The following is a 22,523-nucleotide window of genomic DNA, read 5'->3' as shown; positions in this document are numbered from 1 at the left end:
GCGCCAGGTCAACCCCCAGAAATCAGGCGCGGAGATAGCCGGTGATCATCGCCACCAGTTCGTTCTCCAGCCGCGTGGTGTCGATCGAGCCGGGGGCCGCGATGAGCTGGTGCACGGTCATCTCGACGGTGGACGAGACGAGCCGGGCCGCGGTGTCCTTGTCCTGCACGCGGACTTCGGGGTGGGCGTCGAACAACTCGCGCAGGTCGGTGATCATCTCCCACTCCACCCGGGTGACCCGCTCCATCAGTTCGGCGGAGCGGGGCGCCTGCTCGATCATGATCCGCAGCAGTTCCGGATCGTCGAGATGGTTGTCGATCACCGCGCGGACGAACTCGCGGATGATGGTCTCCAGCGATTCCGGGCTTTTCTTGTACCCGCGGAGCGTCGCGGTGGCCCGGTCGCCGTCGAGGTGGCGGGTCAGCAACTCGGCCAGGATCGCGTCCTTGTTCGGGTAGTACTGGTACAGCGAACCGATCGAGATCCGCGCCCGTTCGGCGATCCGGTTCGTGGTCCCCGCGGCGTACCCGTACTCGGCGAAAATGTGAGCAGCGGCGGCGAGGATGCGCTGACGGGTCAGCTCGGCCCGGACCTGACGCGGCTGTTTACGTGGCTGGATCCGTCGTTGCTCCGAGGTCATGGCACTCCCGGTGAAGCGGCGCGAAAGCGAGTAGCGAACCGACTGAGTAATTGCTCATAATTGTGCCATGACCAGCACTGATCTCGTCCACGGGACGCGTCCGCGCCGGATCTCGTTCGAGGAGGTGCGGGCCCGGCTCGGGGAGCCGGAGGCCATGATCAAGGCCAAGGTCCACGATCGCGTCGACCGGCACGGCCATCGGTTCATCGCCCATTCCCCGCTGCTGGCGATGGCCACGTCGGACGCGTCGGGCCTGCCGGACTGCTCACCGCGCGGCGATTACCCGGGCTTCGTCAAGGTGCTCGGTGAGCGCCTGCTCGCGATCCCCGACCGGCCGGGCAACAAACTCGCCGACTCCTTCCGCAATCTCGCCGGGAACGACGGGATCGGCCTGATGTTCCTGGTCCCCGGCCTGCGGGAAGTGTTCCGGGTCAACGGTCGCGGGTATCCCACCGACGAACCGGACGTGCTCGCCCGGATGCGGACCGAGGGCAAACCGGCGGAGCTGGCGATCATCGTGGAGGTCGAAGAGGCCTTCTTCCACTGTGGACGCGCGCTGGTCCGCTCCCGGATCTGGGATCCCGCGAGCCAGGCGCTCGCCGAAGAACTGCCGTCCGTTGGAGAGATCGCCGTCGAGCAGATGCGACTCGACGTCGACCCGACGGTACTGGAGAACATGCTCGAAACCAGCTACCGGCAGTTGTACTGAGGTGACTTCGTCGATGCAGCGGACCATTCTCGACCACGTCGAGCCGGTCGCCGAGGGCACCGTCTCGCTCGTCCTGCGCGGTGCCGAGGGCCCGCTGGCCCCCTGGGCGCCGGGCGCGCACGTCGATCTGGCCCTGCCGAACTGGCTGACCAGGCAGTATTCGCTGTGCGGGGATCCGGCCGATCGCGGCAGCTACCGGGTCGCCGTCCGGTACGACCGGCTCAGCCGGGGTGGCTCGGAGTACGTCCACCTGTTCCTGCGCACGGGTCGCCCGCTCGAAGTTTCGTTGCCACGCAACAACTTCCGCCTGTTGCCCGCACCGGAATACCTGTTCGTCGCCGGCGGCATCGGCATCACTCCCCTGAAGCCGATGCTGGCGGCCGCCGTCGAAGCGGGAGCGGCGGCGACGTTGGTGTACGTGGGCAGGTCGAAGGACGCCATGCCGTTCGCGAGTGAACTCCAGGCGACCTATGGCGACCGGGTGCGCGTCTACCCCACCGAGGAGCACGGCAGGCCCGATTTCATCGCGCTGGCGGCCGGGCTCGGCCCGCAGGCGCTGGTGTACTGCTGTGGCCCCGCTTCGATGCTCGCCGCGGCCGAAGCGGCATTCCCCGCGCAGGGACTGCACCTTGAGCGTTTTCAGCCCGTCGTCAAGGAATTCGCGCCCAACAAGCCGTTCGAGGCGCATTGTGTCCGATCAGGACGGACGGTGCCGGTCGCCGCGGAGGAGTCACTGCTGGACGCGTTGAACCACGCGGGGTATCCGATACCGTCCGGGTGCCGCGAAGGGGTTTGCGGTAGCTGTGAAATCTCCGTCGTCGGTGGTGAACCGGAGCACCGTGACGACATCGGCGCGCCGCCGGGACGGATGTACTGCTGTGTCTCCCGCGCGTCGTCCCGTCTCGACCTCGACCTCTGATCCGGTGGGTCACCCGAGAGTGTCTCGCCGCGGGTGTTCGAATTGCCGCGGTCGTGGAGCGGTGTAACCCTGGACACACCGAACGACACCACCACCACGAATCGCAGGAGTCGTTATGACCACCACCGAAATGCCCGCTGTCCACGAATGCACGGTCAGTGGTTGTTCCTACAACCATGACGGCTGTCACGCTTTCGCCATCACGGTGGGCGGAGGCAATGGTTCCGCCGATTGCGGAACATTTGTCCCGCTCAACACCAAGGGCGGTCTCGATCGGGTGACCGCTCAGGTGGGGGCCTGCTCCCGGTCCGATTGCCGCCACAACTCGGCCCTGGAATGCACGGCGTCGAGTGTCCGAGTCGGACCCGGTGAAGGAGACCACGCCGCGAATTGCCTGACCTACGCCCCATAACGCGAAAAGCTTCCTGTTTCGCGTACAGGCCCCTTCCCCCGGGCTCAGCCCAGGGTCTCGGCAAAGTCGTAGAGCTGCTGGTTGAGTGCCTGTGAGTGCTCGGGGGTGTGTTCCGGGTGGCCTGTCTTTTCGTTGATCAAGCTCCGCCACCGGTGCGACCCCGCGACGATGGAGGAATCGGGACACTCGACGTCCCAATTCCTCCATCGTGAGCCTTAGGCAGCGACGAATTAACGCCTGACCTGCAAGATCCTGACTTTGCCGGTACCCCCCGCGCCCAGCCGAGGGAAGGGGCCTTCACGCGCACTCGGGATCAGCTTCCGGTCTGGGCGCAGGTCGCGGCGTCGGCGCCGAGCACCGGGTCAGTGACCGGGCGAGAGGTGATCGGCAGGCTGCTCCGCGTGGTCAGCGCGCCGTCGCGAAGGGTGTAGACGGTGCGGGTGCCGCTGTAAGTGAGCGGTTCCGCGCTGACGTCGTCGGCTTCGGAGGCGACGACCTCGAAGGTGCGTCCGCCGCCGTTGAGCGGGGTGCACTGGTAGCCGAGGTGGGCGGCCACCCCGCCGCCCTCGGCGACGAAGAGCGGCTTGCTGTGCTCGTCGACGACCTGGCTGAGGTTGCGGCCGTCGTAGTGCAGAGCGGTGAAGAAGGTCGTGTTGGCCCCCACCGACTGGGCGACGATGAGTTCCGCGCGGCCGTCACCGTTGAGGTCGGCGACGCGCGGGGCTTCGAGCGGGACGGAGCTGTCGGCCCCGAGGTGGATCGAGGTGAACGACCCGTTCACAGTCGCGGAGATGACCTGGTCGTTGTCCCCGGTGAGCTGGGCGGAGACCCTTTCGATCTCGCCGTCGCCGTCGAGGTCGGCCACTGTGGTGACCGGGTCGGCGGCCGGGGCTGCCAGCGGGTTGGACAGCGGGCTCGCCTGCGGGGCGGCCAGCGCCGGGACGATGGCGGCGAGGCTCAGAGCTGCGGCGACGCCGGTGATGGTGGCGGTACGGATGATGCCCGTGCGGTTCATGATCTCTCCCTCCAGGCTCCCGGTGAACTTTTCACCGAAAGTGTTCTCGTAAGGGGAGACGGCCACGAGGTCGGGAAGTGCACCAAAAGTGTGATGGGCCACACAGGTGCAACCCGCCGGTGAAAGCCGCGTGTGGCCCGCCTTGGGGTGGGACGGGCCACGTTTGAGGGAGTTCACGTGCTGGGATGGCGATCAGGCGTGATCGAGCGGCGATCAGGCGTGATTGGGCGGCGATCTCGCGTGCTTGGACGGCGAACGCGCGTGATTGGGTGGCGATCAAGCGTGATTGGGCGGCGATCGCGTGTGCCTGAGTGGCGATCGAGCGTGATTGGGCGGCGATCTCGCGTGTCGTGAGGAGTCCTGCACGGATCGCGGGCCCGAGTGGCGCCTGGAACGCGGTCGACCGGTCGTGGCCTGTTCACTCGTTCCGGTGACCGGCGCCGTCTCGCGGCGGTCCGTGGGTACTCCTCGGGAAACAGAGGAGGCAACGATGCCCGACAACGAGCTTCCCGGATTTCTGATCATCGGACTGATCTTCATCGTCGCGGACGGCCAGATCCTCTACCGCGGCGCCCGCCGCTTCCTGAGTGGGCCGGACGGCGGCGAGGGAAGCGGATCGGTGGCCTGGATGGTGGTGACGGTCTTCCACCTGGCCGCGGTCGGGGTGCTGGCCCTGCTCTCGGTCGTGGCACCGGACTGGTCCGGTTCGAGCGCCGCTTTCGTCGGCAGGCTGGGCGTTTTCCTGTTGCTCCTGGCCGTGGCCCACGTCCTCACCTTGTCGGTGCTCGCCCGCCGTCGGGAGGAGCGCGTCGTCGAAACCCGCTACCGCGAACGTGAGAACGAGCGGTCGGCGCGGACCGAGGCGATCGTGGAGCCGACGGTCACCCCGGTGCCGGGACAGGAGGGCCATCATCCGCGGGTGAGCCCGGACCTCGGGGATCACGGTCCTTATCGGACTTGAGGCCGAGCGCGAGGTGGAGCTGGCGCGCCCACCAGCGCACCTGGGCGGCTGAATCGTCCGAAGCGGCGCCTGTGGCTCCGGCACTGCGCCGGAAAGCGCCTCCGTACTGCGCCTCCATGGCCATCGCCTGATGCACGGCCGCTACGGCGAGCCGGGTGTCGTCGATCGAGGGGCCGGCCGGCCGGAGCCGGTGGAGGGCATCGACGACCGGGGTGAGCATGCCGCTGCCGGGGTCGCGCCATCCCGCCGCGTGCAGAGCCACCGCGAGTTCGCCGTATCCGTGCCGGTAGAGCGCATGGAGAGCCTCGACGAGTTCGAGCAGGTCGGCGTCGCGGTCCAGCCAACCCGCGAGGAGGTCCTGGAGCGCGTCTCGGAGTCGGCGGCCGCCGTGCCGGAGGAGTTCGGCGAGCAGCTTTTCGCGATTGCCGAAGTGGTGGGCGACGCCGGCGTCGGTCATGCCGATCCGCGCGGCCACCGCGCGCATCTGGACGGCGGCGACGCCCGACTCGGCGAGCAGCGAAGCCGCGGCGTCGAGGATCAGGCGCCGAGCCTCTTCCGGAGTCCTTCTGGCTCGGGATGTCGTCACGTCCGGCATCGTACCTTGAGACGCCAAGGTATGTGAGCTACCTTGGCATCTCAAGGTAACTGGGTGGGGAGAAGACGATGACCGAAATCAGTCTCACGCTGCGCGATGTCACCCTCCGGGGCACGGTGACCGGCAGTGGCCCGACGGTTTTGCTGCTTCACGCGGGCGGGGAACGGCGGAGCGTCTGGGTGCCCGTCGCGGCGATATTGGCCAGCCAGGGACTGCGGACGGTGGCCTATGACCTGCGTGGTCACGGCGACAGTTCCGGCAAGGCGACCAGGCTCCGGGCCCTTGCCGACGACGTGGTCGAGATGATCGGCCGCGAGCCCGTGCCGATCGTCCTCGTGGGTGCGTCGGTCGGCGGGATGGCCGCCATCGCCGCTCTCGCGGAACCCGCCGTCGCGCACCGCGTCGCCGGGCTCGTGCTGGTCGACGTCGTACCGGGCCCCGAGCCGGCGCGGGTGCGCTCCTGGCTCGACTTCCACGGGCTCAGCGGCCGCTACACCCACCTCGTGGACGACATTCTCGGGGCGGGGCCCGCCCTTCTCGCCACGGCCGGGGCCTTGGACCTGCCCATCCTGGTGGTGCACGCCGGGCCGGATTCGCCGCTCAGCGAGGCCGATGTGCGCCGGCTGCGCGCGGCCAACCGCCGGGTCACGGTCGCCAGGGTTCCGGCCGCCGGGCATCTCGTGGCGCGGGACGCGCCGGAAGGGCTCGCGCAGCTCGTGTCGGCACACGCTTTCGCGTGGCAGGACGCGGATCCGACGGTTGAACGGTGCTAAGGTTGCCTCGAACGAGAGTGGTCTCCGTCACTGGACGGTTACGGCACGCGGGCCGGGCGGGCAAGATCTCTTGTCAGCTGTCATGGTGCAGGTGAGCGGGGATGCCGGGCCGGAGGGAACAGCACAGCGTGCACGCGGCGCTACCCACCGGTAACGTAGTGTCGGCGTGTCGAAAACCCCGTCCAAGGCGGCGGCAGCATGCTGCCTACAATGTCCGCCATGACCTACAGCGAACCAGCGCGATCAGAGGCAAGTCGCTCCCGATCGCTGGCGTCCGCGCCCTCCTCGGCCGACGAGGCAAGGGGAATCACGATTTATGGCTGCGGTCAGGACGAGGCCGTCCTCTTCAAGGAGATGGCGCCTCGCTTCGGCATAATGCCGACCATCGCGGAAGCGCCGGTATCCGAAGCCACTATCGAATTGGCGTCAGGTAACCGATGCATCAGTGTCGGTCATAAGACTCCGATCTCGAACTCCATTCTCCTCGCGCTCCGTGAGGCGGGTGTGGAGTACATCTCCACGAGGAGCATCGGGTTCAATCACATCGACGTGAAATACGCCGAGAGCATCGGCATCACCGTCGGTAACGTCGCCTACTCGCCGGACAGCGTCGCGGACTTCACGCTGATGCTGATGCTGATGGTGATACGCGACGCCAAATCCATCATCCGCCGCACGGAAGTCCATGACTACCGGCTGAACGCCGTACGCGGGAAAGAACTGCGCGACCTGACCGTCGGGGTGGTCGGAACAGGGCGCATCGGTGTCGCGGTCATGGACAGGTTGAAGGGCTTCGGCTGCCGGGTGCTGGCCTATGACACGATCCCCAACGCCTCCGCCGATTACGTCCCCCTCGACGATTTGCTGCAGCAGAGCGATATCGTGACACTTCACGTGCCACTCAACACGGACACGTATCACCTCCTCGATCGTCGGAACATCGAGGAGATGAAGGGTGGCGCGTACATCATCAACACCGGGCGCGGTCCACTCATCGAAACCGAGGCCCTCATCTCGGCCCTGGAAAGCGGAAACCTCGGCGGAGCGGCGCTGGACGTCCTCGAAGGAGAGGAAGGGATCTTCTACGCCGACTGCCGGGACAAGGCAATCGACGGCAACAAGCCGTTGCTGCGGCTGCAGGAGCTGTCGAACGTGATCATCAGTCCGCATACCGCCTATTACACGGACCACGCTCTGAGCGACACTGTTGAAAACTCCATCATCAATTGCCTCGAATTCGAAAGCGGGAAGTAGTATGGATAGGTTGAAAATCGGAATTCTGTTCGGCGGCCTTTCCGAAGAACACCCTATCTCCATCAAGTCCGCGCTGGAGGTCCAGAAGCACCTCGATCTCGGGAAGTACGAGCCGTACTACATCGGGATCACGCAGGGTGGCGCCTGGATGCTCTGCGACGGCCCCGCCGCGGATTGGGAGACCAGCGGGAACTGCCGTCCGGCCGTCCTGTCGCCGGACAGGGGCGTGCACGGGCTGCTGGTACTGGACGAGGGCAAGTACGAGACGATCGCCCTCGACCTGGTGCTGCCCGTCCTGCACGGCAAGCTCGGTGAAGACGGCGCGATGCAGGGCCTCCTGGAGATCTCCGGCATCCCCTACATCGGCTGTGACGTCCCGAGCTCGGCCATGTGCATGGACAAGTCCCTCACCTATTCCGTCATCAAGGCCGCGGGCATCCCCACGCCGAACTTCTGGATCGTCACGGAAGACACCGACGTCGACGCCGACGCGTTCGACTACCCCGTCTTCGTGAAGCCGGCCCGTTCGGGTTCGTCCTTCGGTGTCAGCAAGGTGTCCGGCAAGGAAGAACTGGCCGCCGCGCTGGCGGAGGCACGCGAGTTCGACTCGAAGGTGCTGATCGAAGAAGCCGTCATCGGCAGTGAGATCGGCTGCTCCATTCTCGGCAACGACGACGAGCTGCTGGCCGGCGAGTGCGACCGGGTCGCGCTGACCCACGGATTCTTCAAGATCCACCAGGAAGAGAGCCCCGAGACCGGCTCCGAGAACTCGAGCTTCATCGTTCCCGCCGACATCTCGGCGGAGTCGCGCGCGGTCGTCCAGGACACCGCGAAGGCCATCTACCGCGCCCTGGGCTGCCGGGGACTCGCGCGGGTCGACCTGTTCCTCAAGGAAGACGGAAGCGTGGTCCTCAACGAGGTCAACACCCTTCCCGGCCTGACCTCGTACAGCCGTTACCCGCGGATGATGGCGGCCGCCGGCCTCTCGCTCGGCGACGTGATCGACAGGCTGGCGACGCTGGCCTTGGCGAGGCGCAACGGATGAAAGACGATTTCGTCTTCGTAGACGAGGTTGTGCCCGGAATCCGCTGGGATGCCAAATACGCCACCTGGGACAACTTCACCGGCAAACCGGTGGACGGATATCTGGTGAACCGCGTCGTCGGCACGCGGGCTTTCTGCGCGGCGTTGGAAAAGGCGCGGGAGAAAGCCGAGTCTCTCGGCTTCGGCCTGCTCCTTTGGGACGTCTACCGTCCGCAGCGCGCCGTGGACTGCTTCATGCGCTGGGCGGAACAGCCCGAAGACGGCCGCAAGAAGCTCAGGCACTACCCGAACATCGACCGGCCCCAGATGTTCGAAAAGGGCTACGTGGCCACCAAGTCGGGCCACAGCCGGGGCAGCACGGTGGACCTGACGCTGTACCACTTGGACACCGGTGAACTCGCCGACATGGGTGGCGACCACGACGTGATGGACGTCGTTTCACACCACGGCGCGGCGGGAATCACGCCGGAACAGGAGAAGAACCGTGAACACCTCTGCTCCATCATGGTGGACAGCGGGTTCGGCTCCTATGAGTTCGAGTGGTGGCATTACAACCTGAAGAACGAACCTTATCCGGACACCTATTTCGACTTTCCCATCGCGGGCTCGTGAGTGCTCTGGCGTTAGAACGGCCCGGAACCAGGGCTTGAGTAAGTGAAGGACCCCTTCACTGCGCTAGGCGCAGTGAAGGGGTCCTTCCTTGCGCTAGGCGCAGTGAAGGGGTCCTTCACGTACCTGGGGGCAGGCCCACCGTGGCCGTTGTCGAACTCGCGAGTGCGGGGTTCGATCCAGGCGCATGAACCTCCGGCGCGGGGTGTTGGGCGCGGTGAAGGGGTCTTCGCGTACGTGCCGAGCGCTGCGGCGCCGCACTGTCCGGCTGGACGCTTGACGGGCCTCCTGTCGCCCTCTCCACGGTGTCGTCCTCGCTTCGCGACGAGACATCCGGTGGTTGGTTCTTTTTCCCCTGAGCCCACACGGCGGCCTCGTCGCCGCAACCGCCATCAGGATGAAAGGGCCCTTTTCGTCTTCGTGGGTCCCTTTTCGTTGGTTACCCACTAATGGACCTTGACGCTTTACCGAGCGGTGAGTATCGGGCGACGGGCGAGAAAGCAAAGCGAGAACCCTGATGGCGAATGCGCTTGGTGACCTCGCCATACCGGCCGGTTCGGACTCTCTGCATCACCCGCACGGAGGAAATCCCGGCCAAGGTGGACGGAGAGAACCGTTCGCCTGGGCCAAAAACGCCCCGGCCGAATCGTCGAGACCGGAAAAAAGAGACCTGCGAACGGCCTAATCAGGACGGCGAACAGCCTAGCTGGTTTCGCTCGCGCTGATACGAAAAGCGTAGGTTCTCGAGTCGATCTTGAACGAAGACCTTGGGTGAAGACCTTCGCTGTGAGGTATCCCCATTGTTCGTCAATTGCCGACAAGGATTGGTCGTGCCATGCTGTCCAGGTGTGCACTCACTGGGGACTGAGGGGGCGCGGGGTTCACTCGCGACCACAGGGCAAGCGCAGATTCCAGCCGTCGGAACCACTGAGCCGGTTCCGGCCTGTCCTCACGCGGTGTGTCCAAACGGGCCTTGGCCTTGGTCTGGCCGAGGTCGTCGAGCAAGAGCTTCGGTAGTCCTCCGGAGTACGCGCCACCGCCGGTCATCTGGGAGGCCGGGAAGGCGGTCCGTCGACAGGCGGGCCTGACCGGTGGCGCTCATCGGGATCCTCAACGTCGAGGGCGCCCGCCGCACGGTATGGCGCTTGTGCGAACGGGTTCGTGGTGTCCAACCATCGTGGCTAAGCAGTTGGACGGTGCGGTTCTCTGCCGTACCGCAAGTGGACGGATAAAGATCCAATGGGGGCTAGGTGGATCCGATGAGGGTTGACATATTCGCTCTCCCGGTTGTCGAAATCGAGCTGTCCCGGTTGTCTTCCGTGTCTTCGCCGAGAACCTCTGGTGAAGATCCGGAACACGTCGAGACACTGTTGTCGGCCGAGGGGGAACTCCCGCCGATTCTCGTTCACCGACCGACGATGCGGGTCGTCGACGGCCTGCACCGGCTCAAGGCGGCGCGGGTCAGGGGCGACACGACGATCGTGGCGAGGTTCATCGACGGCGCCGAGTCCGACGCGTTCGTCCTTGCCGTCGAGGCGAACATCCGGCACGGCCTGCCGCTCTCGCTCGCCGATCGCAAACGCGCGGCCGTCCAGATCATCGGGACGCATCCGCAGTGGTCCGATCGGCGGGTGGCGTCGGCGACCGGTATTTCCGCCGGTACGGTGGCCGACCTGCGCAAATGTGGAGGAGACGCCGGAAACGAGGCCAGGATCGGGCGAGACGGGCGTATCCGCCCTGTCGACAGTTCGGAGAGGAGAAGACACGCGGCCGACCTCATCCGCAGTGATCCGGGCCTTTCGCTCCGGCAGGTCGCCAAGCAGGTCGGCATCTCACCGGAGACGGTCCGGGACGTGCGCGGCCGGTTGGAGCGTGGCGAGAGCCCGACGCCGGACGGGAGCAGGAGGTTGCGGACCAAACCGCTTCCGCTCGGCCGGGCGGAACCCGACATCGGCCGGGCCGTGGATCGAGAACGTCTCGTCGTGCTGGAGCAGCTCAAGGCCGATCCCGCGCTGCGGTTGAGCGAAGTCGGCCGGATCCTGCTGCGCATGCTCTCCATGCATTCCATGGACGGGCAGGAGTGGGAAAGAATTCTGCACGGTGTTCCGCCGCATTTGTACGGTGTGGTCGCCGGGTTCGCCAGAGATCATGCCCGGGTCTGGGCGGGGTTCGCGGATCACTTGGAGAACCGGGCGACCGATCTCGCCACGGGATGACCCGTGAAACGGCATAAGGAGTAGCGGTGCCCATCGAGAAGGCGCTTGTGGTCGGCACTGGTCTGATCGGCACCTCGGCCGCGCTGGCCCTTCGTGAGAAGGGCGTGGCGGTCTATCTCTCCGACGTCGACGCGCACGCCGTCCGGCTGGCGTGCGAACTCGGCGCGGGCCAGGAGTGGATCGGCGAGGAAACGGATCTGGCGCTGATCGCCGTGCCACCGCATCTGGTGGGGGAACGGCTGGCCGGGTTGCAGAAAGAGGGGGCGGCGCGGGCGTACACCGACGTCGCCAGTGTCAAGGCCGATCCGATCGCGGACGCGGAGCGGCTTGGCTGTGACCTGACCTCCTTCGTGCCGGGGCACCCGCTCGCCGGCCGGGAGCGATCCGGTCCGGCCGCGGCCCGCGCCGATCTGTTCCTGGGACGGCCCTGGGCGCTCTGCCCCGGGAACGAGACGGGAGCGGATGCCCTGCGGCTGGCGCGGGAGCTGGTCGTGCTGTGCGGGGCGAACGTGGTGACCGTCGGTGCCGCCGAGCACGACTCGGCGGTGGCGCTGGTGTCGCACGCCCCGCACGTGGTGGCGTCGGCGGTGGCGGCGAGCCTGGCGGGCGGTGGTGACGTGCCGCTGAGCCTCGCCGGGCAGGGGTTGCGCGACGTGACCCGCATCGCCGCCGGAAATCCCTTGCTGTGGCGGAAGATCCTCGCCGGGAACGCCCTGCCGGTGGCCGGGGTACTCGACCGGATCGCGGCCGACCTCGCCTCGGCTGCTTCGGCGCTGCGGTCCGGCGAATGGGACGACGTGCTGGATCTGCTGCGGCGGGGGGTGGACGGCCACGGCCGGATCCCCGGCAAGCACAGCGGGCCGGTGCGCGATTTCGCCGTGGTGCAGGTGGTGTTGCGGGACCGGCCGGGGGAGCTGGCCCGGTTGTTCAACGCGGCGGAGCTGGCGGACGTCAACATCGAGGACATCCGGTTGGAGCACTCGACGGGGCTGCCGGTCGGTGTCGCCGAGATGTCCGTGCGCCCGGAGGACACCGGCAAGCTCGCCGAGGCACTCCGGTTCCACGGCTGGCACGTTCCGCCCGTGCCGCGTTAGTTGCTGCTCCCGATGTCGCATTGGGGGCACTGAGTGCGCCCAAGGCGACATCGGGGCACTGACCGGTACCCCTCGACAGCCCAAGACGGCATCCGGACGATGAGTCGCTTGTGGACGGTCATCGGGAATTTTCCGTGTGATCACGGAGATGTTCGCTTGGACCCACTCGTGGACATCGGCACGATTCAGCACGATTGAGATCGCGGACTTCGCGCGTGGGAGGAATGACCGTATGGACGTAGTGATGCGCTTCGGCGCACCGAACCCGAGGGATGACGACCCCGATCCCTGGTCGACGAAGATCCGCCCGGGGACGGTGCGCAGAGTGCTCGGCTACTTTCGCCCGCACATCGGGAAGGTGGCGCTCTTCGTTCTCATCGCCGTGCTGGAGGCCGTCGCCATCGTCGCGACCCCCTTGATCATGAGGGAGCTCATCGACAACGGCATCTTGAAGAACGACCTCGACGTCGTGCTCTGGATGGCGGGCCTGACCGCCCTCCTCGCCGTGCTGGGCGCGGGCTTGTCACTGGTTTCGGCTTATATCGCGGGGAAAATCGGGGAAGGGGTCACCTACGACATCCGGACCCAGGTGCTCGACCACGTCCGGCGGCTGCCGATCGCGTTCTTCACCCGGACCCAGACCGGAGTGCTGGTGAACCGGCTGCACACCGAAGTGATCATGGCGCAGCAGACGTTCGGCCACCTGTTGCTGGTCGCCACCAGCGCGATCGCGGTCGTGCTGGTACTGGCCGAGCTGATCTACCTGTCGTGGCTCGTCGCCGTCGTCACGCTGGTGGTGATCGCGCTGTTTTTGGTGCCGTGGGTCTACGTGGGACGGCTCATCGGGCAGCGCACCGGGAAGATCATGGACGCCAACGCCAGCCTCGGCGGTCTTCTCCAGGAGCGGTTCAACGTCCAGGGTGCGATGCTCTCCAAGCTCTACGGCCGTCCGGACGAGGAGATGGCCGACTACGAGAACCGTGCCGGGCGGATCCGCAAGCTCGGGGTGAGCCTTTCCGTCTGGGGCCGGATGTCCTTCGTCATGATGACGCTGATGGCCTCGCTCGCCACGGCGCTCGTCTACGGCATCGGCGGCGGGCTCGTACTCGACGGGGCGTTCCAGCTCGGCACGCTGATCGCCATCGCCACCTTGCTCGCGCGGCTGCTCGGGCCGATCACCCAGCTGTCCGGGATGCAGGAGACCGCGCAGACCGTCGTGGTGGCCTTTTCCCGGTTCTTCGAGATGCTCGATCTGAAGCCGCTGATCAAGGAAAAGCCCGAGGCGGTCGAGCTCGCGAAGGACGTGACACCGGACATCGAGTTCCAGAACGTGAAGTTCCGCTATCCCACCGCGGACGAGGTCTCGCTGTCGTCGCTGGAGCATGTGCGGGCCGCGAAGGGGCGGGGGGAAGTGACGTCGGATGTCCTGCGCGGCGTGGACTTCCACGTGCCCGCCGGAACCCTCACCGCGCTCGTCGGCCCGTCCGGCGCCGGCAAGAGCACCATCACCCATCTGGTGACCCGGCTGTACGACCCGACCTCCGGAACCATTCGCGTCGGCGGACAGGATCTGCGGGACCTCACCTTCGACTCGCTCCGCGAATCGGTCGGGGTGGTCAGCCAGGATTCCTACCTCTTCCACGACACGATCCGGGAAAACCTGCTCTACGCCCGCCCGGCCGCCACCGAGGAGGAGCTGATCGAGGCCTGCAAGGGCGCCCAGATCTGGGATCTCGTCCAGTCTCTCCCCAGCGGGTTCGACACCGTCGCCGGTGATCGCGGCTACCGCATGTCGGGCGGGGAGAAGCAACGACTGGCGATCGCCAGGCTGTTGCTGAAGGCGCCGTCGATCGTCGTGCTCGACGAAGCCACCGCGCACCTCGACTCCGAGTCGGAGGCCGCGGTCCAGCGGGCGCTCAAGACCGCCCTGCGCGACCGCACTTCGCTGGTGATCGCCCACCGGTTGTCCACGATCCGCGAAGCCGACCAGATCCTCGTGATCGACGGCGGCGGGGTCCGCGAGCGCGGCACGCACGACGAACTGCTGGCCGCGGGCGGGCTTTATTCGGAGCTCTACCACACGCAGTTCGCCAATCCGGAAAGCAACGGGACCAAGGCGGACCGCGACGGAACCGGGTTCGACGACGAGCCGGAGCCCGAGCCGGTGTTCTACGGCCTTCACGGAGGATGACGATGAGTTCCGCAGCGGGGGCCACACCGACGGTGCTGGATCTGTTCGCCCGGCAGGTGAACCGGACACCCGACGCGGTGGCGGTGGCCGACGGGGCCCGGGTTCTGACGTATCGGGAACTCGATGAACTCGCCTGCCGGTTGTCCGGCCGGTTGATCGGCGAGGGCGTCCGCCTCGGCGACCGGGTCGCGGTCATGCTGGACCGTTCGGCGGACTTGCTGGTCTCGCTGCTCGCCGTCTGGAAGGCGGGGGCGGCGTACGTACCGGTGGACGCCACCTATCCCGCGCCGCGGATCGCCTTCCTGCTGGCGGATTCGGGTGTGTCCCTGACGGTGTGCTCGATCACGACGCGCGATCGCGTACCGGAGGGGATCAGGCCGATCGTCGTCACGGACGATCACGCGAACGACCCGTCGGCGGTCACGGTGCGCCCGGACGATCTGGCGTATGTGATGTATACGTCCGGTTCGACGGGGACGCCGAAGGGCGTTGCCGTTCCGCATGGGAGTGTCGCGGGTTTGGTGGGGGATCCTGGTTGGTTGATGGGGTCCGGTGACGCGGTTCTTATGCATGCGCCGCATTCCTTCGACGCGTCGTTGTGTGAGATTTGGGTGCCGTTGGTGTCGGGTGCGCGGGTGGTGATCGCGGAGCCGGGTGCGGTGGATGCTCGTCGTTTGCGGGAGGCGGTCGCGGGTGGGGTGACGCGGGTGCATTTGACGGCGGGCAGTTTCCGTGCGGTGGCGGAGGAATCGCCGGAGTCGTTCGCGGGGCTGGCCGAGGTGCTGACCGGTGGTGATTCGGTGCCGGTGCGCGCGGTGGAGCGGGTGCGGGAGGTCTGCCCCGGGGTGCGGGTCCGGCATTTGTACGGCCCGACGGAGACGACGTTGTGCGCCACCTGGCACGTGCTCGAACCGGGTGACGTCCTGGGTTCGGTGCTGCCGATCGGCCGTCCGCTCCCGGGACGCCAGGCGCGGGTGCTCGACGCGTCGCTGCGGCCGGTGGCGCCGGGAGTGACCGGCGACCTGTACCTCTCCGGCGCCGGTCTGGCGGACGGCTACCTCGACCGGGCGGGGCTGACGGCGGAGCGGTTCGTGGCCGATCCGTTCGCGCCAGGCGAGAGGATGTACCGGACCGGGGACCTCGCCCAAGGGACCACCGACGGCGAATTGCTGTTCCGGGGCCGGGCCGACGACCAGGTGAAGATCCGCGGGTTCCGGGTCGAGCCCGGTGAGATCGAGGCCGCGCTGACCGCTCAGCCGGACGTCCACGAGGCCGTGGTGGTGCCGATCGACGGCCGCCTGATCGGGTACGTGGTCGCCGACGCGGATCCCGTCCTCGTCCGCGAGCGTCTCGCGGCGGTGCTTCCGGAGTACCTGGTGCCTGCCGTGGTGCTCCCGGTGGCCGCGCTGCCGCTGACCGGCAACGGCAAGGTGGACCGGACGGCGCTGCCCGCCCCCGATTTCACCGCGAAGGCCGCGGGCCGAGAACCGGTCACCGAGACGGAGAGCGTCCTGTGTGGACTGTTCGCCGAGGTGCTCGGCGTGGCACGAGCCGGTGCCGACGACGGCTTCTTCGACCTGGGCGGGGATTCGATCCTCGCGGTGCGCCTGGCGGCCCGTGCGGCCAAAGCCGGTCTGCTGGTGACGCCCGACCAGATCTTCAAGGAGAAGACCCCCGGACGGCTGGCGGCCACGGCGCGTGCCGTGCCGGTCGACAGGCCGGTCGACGGCCCCTTGATCACCCTGACCGCGGACGACGAGGCGGAACTGGCGATCACCGTTCCCGGTGCCGAGGAGGTCTGGCCGCTGGCGCCGCTCCAGGCGGGACTGCTCTTCCAGTCGACCCTCGACGACCAGGGTCTCGACATCTACCAGACCCAGTGGATCGTGGAACTGACCGGACCGCTGGACGTGCCCCGGCTGCGGTCGGTGTGGGAAGGGGTTTTCGCCCGGCACGCCGAGCTTCGGCTGACCTTCCACCGGCTCGCGTCGGGCAAGACGGTGCAGGCCGTCGCCGGGCGCGTCGACCTGCCGTGGCGCGAGGTCGACCTGACGGGGGCGGCCGACATCGAGGCGGCCGTCGACGCCGTGGCCGCGGCGGAACAGCGGGAACGGTTCGACCTCACCAAGGCACCGCTCTTCCGGCTGGTGCTGGCCAGGGTCGGCGAGGATCGGCACCGGCTGCTGATCGTCAACCACCACATCCTGACCGACGGCTGGTCGGTGGCGGTCATCCTTAACGAGGTGTCCGCGGCCTACACGTCCGGTGGCCACTTCCCGGACCGGACCGGCGCAGCGTCCTATCGGGACTATCTCGGCTGGCTGGAGCGGCAGGACAAGGACGCGGCGCGCGTGGCGTGGCAGGCGGAACTGTCCGGCATCGACACTCCGGCGCTGGTCGCCAAATCGGACTCCGTGACGGACTACGACTACCGCGTCACTTATCTTCCGAAGGATCTCTACGCCCGCCTGAACGAGTTCGCCCACGACCACGGGTTGACGCTGAACACGGTGGTGCAGGGTGCGTGGGCGATCGTGCTGGCGCGGCTCGCGCGGCGGACCGACGTGGTGTTCGGCACCACGGTCGCCTGTCGTCCCGCGGAACTCCCCGGTGTCGAGTCGATGCCGGGGCTCATGATGAACACGGTGCCGGTGCGGGTGCGGCTGGACGGCGAAGAGTCCCTTGTGGACATGCTCACCGGCCTGCAACGCCGTCAGGTGGATATGATGCCCCATCAGCACCTGGGGCTGACGGACATCCAGAACACCGCCGGGCCGGGCGCGCTGTTCGACACGCTGCTGGTGTTCGAGAACTATCCGAGGGATTTCGCCGACCAGTTCGCCTATCTGGGCACGATCGAGGGGACCCACTATCCGGTCACCGTCGGCGTCATCCCGGGCGAGGAGTTCAGGATCCAGCTCGCCTACTGGCGGGGGCAGATCGACGAGGCCGTCGCCGACTCGCTCCTCGAATGGTTCGCCGGCGCGCTCGGCGCGGTGACCGCCGACCCGTCCGGTCTCGTGGGACGGACCGGCATGGGCGAGATTCCGTTGCCTCGCTGGGATCCGGCGTTGCTGGACGGGGAGCCGCTGCCGTCGCTGATCGGGCGGATGGCGGCGGACCGGCCGGACGCGGTGGCGGTGGCGGACGGCGACGGCGAACTGACGTATGGGGAACTGTGGGACCGGGCGGCGCGGTTCGCCGCCGTCCTGCGTGCCCGCGGGGTCGAGCGGGAGCGCCACGTCGGCCTGGTGGTCGGGCGGTCCGCGTGGTGGCTGATCGGGATGCTGGGGGTGTCGCTGGCAGGCGGCGTCTTCGTCCCGGTCGATCCCGCGTATCCGGCCGAGCGGGTGAAGCTGATCTTCGGCAGCGCCGATCCGATGCTGGTGGTGTGCCAGGGAAAGACCCGCGAGGCGGTGCCGGAGGAGTTCGGCGGCCGGATCGTGGTGCTCGACGAACTGGACCTCGCGGCGGCCCCGGGCGCGGTCTTGCCCCGGGTGGGAATGCGTGACGCGGCGTACGTGATCTACACGTCGGGATCCACCGGAACGCCGAAGGGTGTCGTCGTCACCTACTCGGGCCTCGGCAACCTGGCGATGGCGCATATCGAACGGCTCGCCGTGACGTCGTCGTCCCGGGTCCTGCAATTCGCGGCGCTCGGCTTCGACACCATCGTGTCCGAGGTGATGATGGCGTTGCTGGCGGGGGCGACGCTGGTGATGCCGCCGGACCGGGATCTGCCGCCGCACGCGTCGCTGACCGACGCGCTGGAACGGTGGGACATCACGCATGTGAAGGCTCCGCCGTCGGTGCTCGCCACCGCCGACACGATCCCGGACCGGCTGGAGACGGTGACCGCGGCGGGAGAACTGTGCCCGCCCGGCCTGGTGGACCGGCTGTCGGCCGGACGGCGGATGATCAACGCCTACGGGCCGACCGAGACCACGATCTGCGCGACGGTGAGCATGCCGCTGGCGCCGGGCGGAGAGGTGATCCCGTTCGGGGCGCCGATCGCCGGGGCCCGCGGTTATCTGCTCGACGCGTTCCTGCGCCCGCTGCCGCCGGGTGTCACCGGTGAGCTGTACCTGGCCGGGATCGGGGTGGCCCGCGGCTATTTGGGGCGTCCGGCGCTGACCGCCGAGCGGTTCGTCGCCGACCCGTTCGTCGCCGGTGAGAGGATGTACCGGACGGGCGATCTGGCGTATTGGACCGGAGACGGCGAGCTGGTGTCCGCCGGGCGGGCCGACGACCAGGTCAAGATCCGCGGGTTCCGGGTGGAACCCCGCGAGATCGAGTTCGCCCTGTCCAGCCACCCTCAGGTCACCCAAGCCACGGTGACCGTCCACGAGGGCCGCCTGGTGGCCTACGTGTCGCCCGGCGACGTCGATCCGCGGGCGCTGCGCGACGATCTCGCGGCCCGGTTGCCGCTGTACATGGTACCCGCGGCCGTGCTGGCGCTGGACGCCCTGCCGCTGACACAGCACGGGAAGATCGACCGGAAAGCGTTGCCGGAACCGGACTTCTCCTCGAAGTCGGCGGGCAGGGAGCCGGCGACCGAGGCCGAGCGGATCCTGTGCGAGGTGTTCGCCGAGGTCCTCGGTCTGGAGCGGGTCGGGGTCGAGGACAGTTTCTTCGAGCTCGGCGGGGATTCGATCTCCTCGATGCAGGCCGCCGCCCGCGCGCGCCGCGACGGGATCTCGCTGACCCCGCGGCAGGTGTTCGAGCACCGGACCCCTGAACGGCTCGCGCAGCTGGTGGGGGAAACGCCGCTGCCGGACCGTGCGCGCGCCACGGTGGCCGACGGCGTCGGCGAAGTCGCGTTGACGCCGGTGATGCGCATGTTCGGGGACGGCGTCGTGGCGCCGGGGTTCGCGCAATGGGTGGTGGTGTCCACGCCGCCGGATTTGACGGAGAAGGCGTTGACGGCGGCGTTCACGGCGCTGGTGGACACGCACGACATGCTGCGGGCACGGGTCGTCGACGGTGGGGACGGCCGTCGGATGGTGGTCGGTGCGCCCGGGTCGCTGAAGGTGGCCGGGGTGGTCACCCGCGTGGAGGCCGGCGACGACTCGCTGGACGAGGCGGTGAAGGCCGCGGAACGCGATGCCATCGGCCGGTTGGCTCCGGCGGCGGGCGTGATGATCCAGGCGGTCTGGGTGGACGCCGGGCCGGGCGAGGTGGGCCGGTTGGTCGTGGTGGCCCATCACCTGGTGGTCGACGGGGTGTCGTGGCGGGTTCTGCTGTCGGATCTGCGGCAGGCGGCCGACGCGGCGATCGCGGGACGGGAACCGGCGCTGGAACCGGTGGGAGTGTCGTTCCGGCGGTGGGCGGGGCTGCTTCAGGACTGGGCGGTCTCCGCCGAGCGGACGGCGGAATTGGCGGCGTGGCAAGAGATTCTCGGTCAGGGACGGCCGGAGCGGGCCGCCGTCGCGGGTGCCGGTCCGCGTTCGCGGTCGTGGGCGATCCCGGCGGCGGAGACGGCGGTGCTGGTGGGGCGGGCTCCGGTGGTGTTCCACTGTGGGGTGCACGAAGTCCTGCTGGCGGGGCTGGCCGGGGCGGTGGCGCGCTGGCGCGGCGGGGACACGGTGCTGGTCGACGTGGAAAGTCACGGCCGTCATCCCGTCGAGGGGATGGACCTGTCCAGGACGGTCGGCTGGTTTACCAGTACGCGTCCGGTGCGGCTGGACGTGGCCGGGATCGATCTGGCCGGTGCGCTCGCCGGGGACGCGGCGGCCGGGACGCTGCTGAAGGTGGTCAAGGAGCAGTCGCGGGCGGTGCCCGGCGACGAACTCGGCTACGGATTGCTGCGTTATCTCAACGCCGAGACCGGTCCGGTCCTGGCGGCACTGCCGTCGTCGCGGATCGGTTTCAATTACCTGGGCCGGTTCGTCGCCGGTGACCAGAGTGACCGGCGAACATGGCAACTGGTCGGGGAAATGGGCAGTGCGATGGAACCGGGGATGGAATTGCCGCACGCGATCGAAGTCAACGCGATCGTCCAGGATCTGCCGAACGGTCCCGAACTGACCCTCGTCATGGAATGGCAGGACGAGCTGATCGGCGAGCCCGAAATCGAACGACTGGTCCAGGAACTGCTGGCCATGTTGTCCGGGCTCGCCCGGCAGGCGGACGATCCCGCCGCGGGTGGACACACCGCATCCGACTTCGGCCTCGTGGATCTGGACCAGGACGAGATCGAGAGCTTCGAAGCATTGGCGGCGGAACTCAGTGAGGGGCAGACATCGTGACCACTTCGACCACGTCCTCCGGATCGGCGCTCGACGAAGTCTGGCCGTTGTCGCCGATGCAGGCGGGAATGCTTTATCACGCCTCGTTCGACGACGAAGCTCCCGACATCCACGTCATCCAGCAATCGCAGATCATCGACGGGCCACTGGACACGGAGCGGTTCCGGATCTCCTGGGAAGCCCTCCTCGGCAGGCATGCGGCGCTTCGCGCGAGTTTCCAGCGGCGGAAGACCGGCGAACCGGTCCAGCTCATCACCCGGAAAGTGAAACTTCCCTGGGCCGAATTCGATCTGTCCGGCCTGGCCGAGGAAGACGCGCAGGCCGAGATCGACGCGATCGCGGAGAAGGAACGCTTCAGGAGATTCGACCTGGCGAAGCCGCCGCTGCTGCGGCTGACGCTGATCCGGCTCGGCCGGGAGAAACACTGCCTGGTGACGACGAGCCATCACCTGCTCATCGACGGATGGTCGCGGGCGATCCTCGAGGCGGACCTTCTCGAGATCTACGCGGCGGGCGGCGTCGCCACGATGCCGCGGCCCGCGGGTTCCTACGGGGACTACCTGGCCTGGTTGGGCAGGCAGGACAAGCAGGCGGCACGGGCGGCGTGGCAGGCGGAACTGGCGGGCGCCGACGCGTCGAAACTCGCGGTCCGCGACCGGTCCGGGCCGGCGTCGGAACTGCCGGAGCGTGAGGTGTTGCGCCATTCACCCGCCTTCATGTCCGCCCTCGTCGAGTTCGCCCGCGGCCACGGGTTGACGCTGAACACGCTGGTGCAGGGGGCGTGGGCGGTGGTGCTGTCCCGGCTGGCGCGCCGTCGTGACGTGGTGTTCGGCGCGGTGGTTTCGGGGCGTCCGGCGGATCTTCCCGGCGCCGAGCAGGTCGTGGGACTGTTCATCAACACCGTGCCGGTGCGCGTGCGGTTGGACGGCGGGCAGTCGGTCCTCCAGCTGCTGACCGGACTGCAGGAACGGCAGTCCGAGCTGATGTCGCATCACCACCTCGGCCTGCCGGAGATCCAGAAGCTGGAGGGCGCGGATTTCGACACGATCGTGGTGTTCGAGAACTACGCCGACCCGGCGACGAAAGCGGACTCCCCGAGCGGTCTCAGCCTGACCCTGCGGGAGTTCCACCAGGCGACGCCGTATGCGCTCACGCTGGGTGTCCTGCCGGGCGAGAGCCTGGACACCGTCCTGGAGTACCAACCGGAGGTGGTCGACGCCGACGTCGCCAAGCAGGCGCTGCACCGGCTCGCCAGGGTCCTGGAGCGGATGATCGAGGAGCCCGCGGCGCCGGTCGGCAGGCTGGACGTGGTGGACGACGCCGAACGCGAGCTGGTCGTCGCGCGGTGGAACGAGACCGGCGACGCGGTGGCCGCGCCGTCGGCGCTGGAGCTGTTCCGGCGGCAGGTGGAAAGGGCACCCGACGCGACCGCCGTGCTGGCGGGTGACCGGGTCTGGTCGTTCGCGGAACTCGACGAGTGGTCCGGCCGGGTGGCGGGGGCGCTGACGGAGCGGGGCGTGCGACGCGGCGACCGTGTCGGGGTGGTGCTGGAACGGTCGGCCGAGGTGCTGGCGGCCTGGCTCGGGGTGTGGAAGGCCGGAGCGGCGTTCGTGCCGGTCGCGCCGGACTACCCGGCGGACCGGGTGGCGTTCATGTTGGCCGACTCCTCGGTCACGGCGGTGGTGTGCCGCGCGGAGACCTCGGACGTGGTGCCGCCGGACTACGCGCCGATCATCGTGGACGAAGCCATCGAGGGCGCGGCTTCCCCGGTCCCGATCGGCGCGGACGATCTGGCGTACGTGATGTATACGTCCGGTTCGACGGGGACGCCGAAGGGCGTTGC

At 68.0% G+C, this 22,523-nt stretch carries 16 protein-coding genes; 13 read left to right on the top strand and 3 right to left on the bottom strand.

Going from position 1 to position 22,523, the window contains the following annotated elements:
- Positions 1-22: 22 nt before the first annotated feature.
- The gene (locus BS329_RS14220; protein WP_076160603.1) at positions 23-640 is read right to left on the bottom strand and encodes a TetR/AcrR family transcriptional regulator; all 618 of its coding nucleotides are present in this window, start codon (positions 638-640) and stop codon (positions 23-25) included.
- Between the two features lie 67 nt (positions 641-707).
- Between BS329_RS14220 and BS329_RS14215 the strand changes: the two genes are divergently transcribed.
- The 3 genes from BS329_RS14215 to BS329_RS14205 all read left to right on the top strand — a co-directional run bounded on the left by BS329_RS14215 (position 708) and on the right by BS329_RS14205 (position 2,680).
- On the top strand, positions 708-1,349 hold the full coding sequence (locus tag BS329_RS14215) for an MSMEG_1061 family FMN-dependent PPOX-type flavoprotein (RefSeq protein WP_076160601.1): 642 nt from the start codon (positions 708-710) through the stop codon (positions 1,347-1,349).
- A 13-nt stretch (positions 1,350-1,362) separates the two neighbouring features.
- Positions 1,363-2,268, top strand: a complete 906-nt coding sequence (locus BS329_RS14210) for a PDR/VanB family oxidoreductase (RefSeq protein WP_076161082.1) — start codon at positions 1,363-1,365, stop codon at positions 2,266-2,268.
- A 115-nt stretch (positions 2,269-2,383) separates the two neighbouring features.
- Entirely contained in the window at positions 2,384-2,680 is a 297-nt protein-coding gene (locus BS329_RS14205; protein ID WP_016331847.1) for a DUF1540 domain-containing protein, read from the top strand.
- Positions 2,681-2,993: 313 nt separating this feature from the next.
- On the opposite strand, the gene BS329_RS14200 is transcribed toward BS329_RS14205, so the two are convergent.
- Positions 2,994-3,695 (bottom strand): FG-GAP repeat domain-containing protein, encoded by a 702-nt coding sequence (locus BS329_RS14200; RefSeq protein WP_076161080.1) that lies wholly within the window; start codon positions 3,693-3,695, stop codon positions 2,994-2,996.
- Between the two features lie 490 nt (positions 3,696-4,185).
- On the opposite strand from BS329_RS14200, the gene BS329_RS14195 reads away from it, so the two are divergent.
- The gene (locus BS329_RS14195; RefSeq protein ID WP_076160598.1) at positions 4,186-4,656 is read left to right on the top strand and encodes a hypothetical protein; all 471 of its coding nucleotides are present in this window, start codon (positions 4,186-4,188) and stop codon (positions 4,654-4,656) included.
- Here the strand turns inward: BS329_RS14195 and BS329_RS14190 are convergent.
- The gene (locus tag BS329_RS14190) at positions 4,577-5,242 is read right to left on the bottom strand and encodes a TetR/AcrR family transcriptional regulator (protein WP_244197148.1); all 666 of its coding nucleotides are present in this window, start codon (positions 5,240-5,242) and stop codon (positions 4,577-4,579) included. The genes BS329_RS14195 and BS329_RS14190 overlap by 80 nt on opposite strands.
- Before the next feature lie 77 nt (positions 5,243-5,319).
- Here BS329_RS14190 and BS329_RS14185 point away from each other — a divergent pair, with 77 nt between their 5' ends.
- The 9 genes from BS329_RS14185 to BS329_RS44540 form a co-directional block, all read left to right on the top strand.
- Positions 5,320-6,024: an alpha/beta fold hydrolase gene (locus tag BS329_RS14185; RefSeq protein ID WP_076160595.1), complete on the top strand. Its 705-nt coding sequence runs from the start codon at positions 5,320-5,322 to the stop codon at positions 6,022-6,024.
- Positions 6,025-6,234: 210 nt separating this feature from the next.
- Positions 6,235-7,278: a D-lactate dehydrogenase VanH-Ac1 gene (vanH-Ac1, locus tag BS329_RS14180; protein WP_076160593.1), complete on the top strand. Its 1,044-nt coding sequence runs from the start codon at positions 6,235-6,237 to the stop codon at positions 7,276-7,278.
- A gap of 1 nt (position 7,279) precedes the next feature.
- Positions 7,280-8,323 (top strand): D-alanine--(R)-lactate ligase, encoded by a 1,044-nt coding sequence (vanA, locus tag BS329_RS14175; protein WP_076160590.1) that lies wholly within the window; start codon positions 7,280-7,282, stop codon positions 8,321-8,323.
- On the top strand, positions 8,320-8,934 hold the full coding sequence (locus BS329_RS14170; protein WP_063856768.1) for a D-Ala-D-Ala dipeptidase VanX-Ac1: 615 nt from the start codon (positions 8,320-8,322) through the stop codon (positions 8,932-8,934). Before vanA ends, BS329_RS14170 begins: the two co-directional genes overlap by 4 nt.
- Before the next feature lie 1,247 nt (positions 8,935-10,181).
- Positions 10,182-11,147 carry a ParB/RepB/Spo0J family partition protein gene (locus tag BS329_RS14165; protein WP_208619209.1) on the top strand — a complete coding sequence of 322 codons (966 nt, stop codon included), beginning with the start codon at positions 10,182-10,184 and terminating at the stop codon, positions 11,145-11,147.
- A gap of 26 nt (positions 11,148-11,173) precedes the next feature.
- A complete protein-coding gene (locus BS329_RS14160; RefSeq protein WP_076160587.1) occupies positions 11,174-12,241 on the top strand; it encodes a prephenate dehydrogenase in 1,068 nt (355 codons plus the stop codon).
- A gap of 232 nt (positions 12,242-12,473) precedes the next feature.
- Entirely contained in the window at positions 12,474-14,432 is a 1,959-nt protein-coding gene (locus BS329_RS14155) for an ABC transporter ATP-binding protein (RefSeq protein ID WP_076160585.1), read from the top strand.
- A 2-nt stretch (positions 14,433-14,434) separates the two neighbouring features.
- Complete coding sequence (locus BS329_RS44125; protein ID WP_244197147.1) at positions 14,435-20,680, top strand: non-ribosomal peptide synthetase; 6,246 nt, start codon at positions 14,435-14,437, stop codon at positions 20,678-20,680.
- A partial coding sequence (locus BS329_RS44540) for a condensation domain-containing protein (protein ID WP_143253025.1) occupies positions 20,677-22,523 on the top strand: 1,847 nt, incomplete at its 3' end. The genes BS329_RS44125 and BS329_RS44540, both read left to right, overlap by 4 nt.

The sequence above is a fragment of the Amycolatopsis coloradensis genome (assembly GCF_001953865.1).
Lineage (GTDB): Bacteria > Actinomycetota > Actinomycetes > Mycobacteriales > Pseudonocardiaceae > Amycolatopsis > Amycolatopsis coloradensis.
The sequence above is the reverse complement of the archived record's forward strand: the minus strand, read 5'-3'. Positions and strand labels throughout refer to the sequence as shown.

Excerpts from the sequence above, each read along its gene's own strand:
- BS329_RS14170 (WP_063856768.1), top strand. The coding sequence starts at position 8,320 with ATGAAAGACGATTTCGTCTTCGTAGACGAGGTTGTGCCCGGAATCCGC.
- BS329_RS14155 (WP_076160585.1), top strand. The coding sequence starts at position 12,474 with ATGGACGTAGTGATGCGCTTCGGCGCACCGAACCCGAGGGATGACGAC.
- BS329_RS14215 (WP_076160601.1), top strand. The coding sequence starts at position 708 with ATGACCAGCACTGATCTCGTCCACGGGACGCGTCCGCGCCGGATCTCG.
- BS329_RS14195 (WP_076160598.1), top strand. The coding sequence starts at position 4,186 with ATGCCCGACAACGAGCTTCCCGGATTTCTGATCATCGGACTGATCTTC.
- vanA (WP_076160590.1), top strand. The coding sequence starts at position 7,280 with ATGGATAGGTTGAAAATCGGAATTCTGTTCGGCGGCCTTTCCGAAGAA.
- vanH-Ac1 (WP_076160593.1), top strand. The coding sequence starts at position 6,235 with ATGTCCGCCATGACCTACAGCGAACCAGCGCGATCAGAGGCAAGTCGC.
- BS329_RS44125 (WP_244197147.1), top strand. The coding sequence starts at position 14,435 with ATGAGTTCCGCAGCGGGGGCCACACCGACGGTGCTGGATCTGTTCGCC.
- BS329_RS14205 (WP_016331847.1), top strand. The coding sequence starts at position 2,384 with ATGACCACCACCGAAATGCCCGCTGTCCACGAATGCACGGTCAGTGGT.
- BS329_RS14210 (WP_076161082.1), top strand. The coding sequence starts at position 1,363 with ATGCAGCGGACCATTCTCGACCACGTCGAGCCGGTCGCCGAGGGCACC.
- BS329_RS14185 (WP_076160595.1), top strand. The coding sequence starts at position 5,320 with ATGACCGAAATCAGTCTCACGCTGCGCGATGTCACCCTCCGGGGCACG.
- BS329_RS14200 (WP_076161080.1), bottom strand. The coding sequence starts at position 3,695 with ATGAACCGCACGGGCATCATCCGTACCGCCACCATCACCGGCGTCGCC.
- BS329_RS14220 (WP_076160603.1), bottom strand. The coding sequence starts at position 640 with ATGACCTCGGAGCAACGACGGATCCAGCCACGTAAACAGCCGCGTCAG.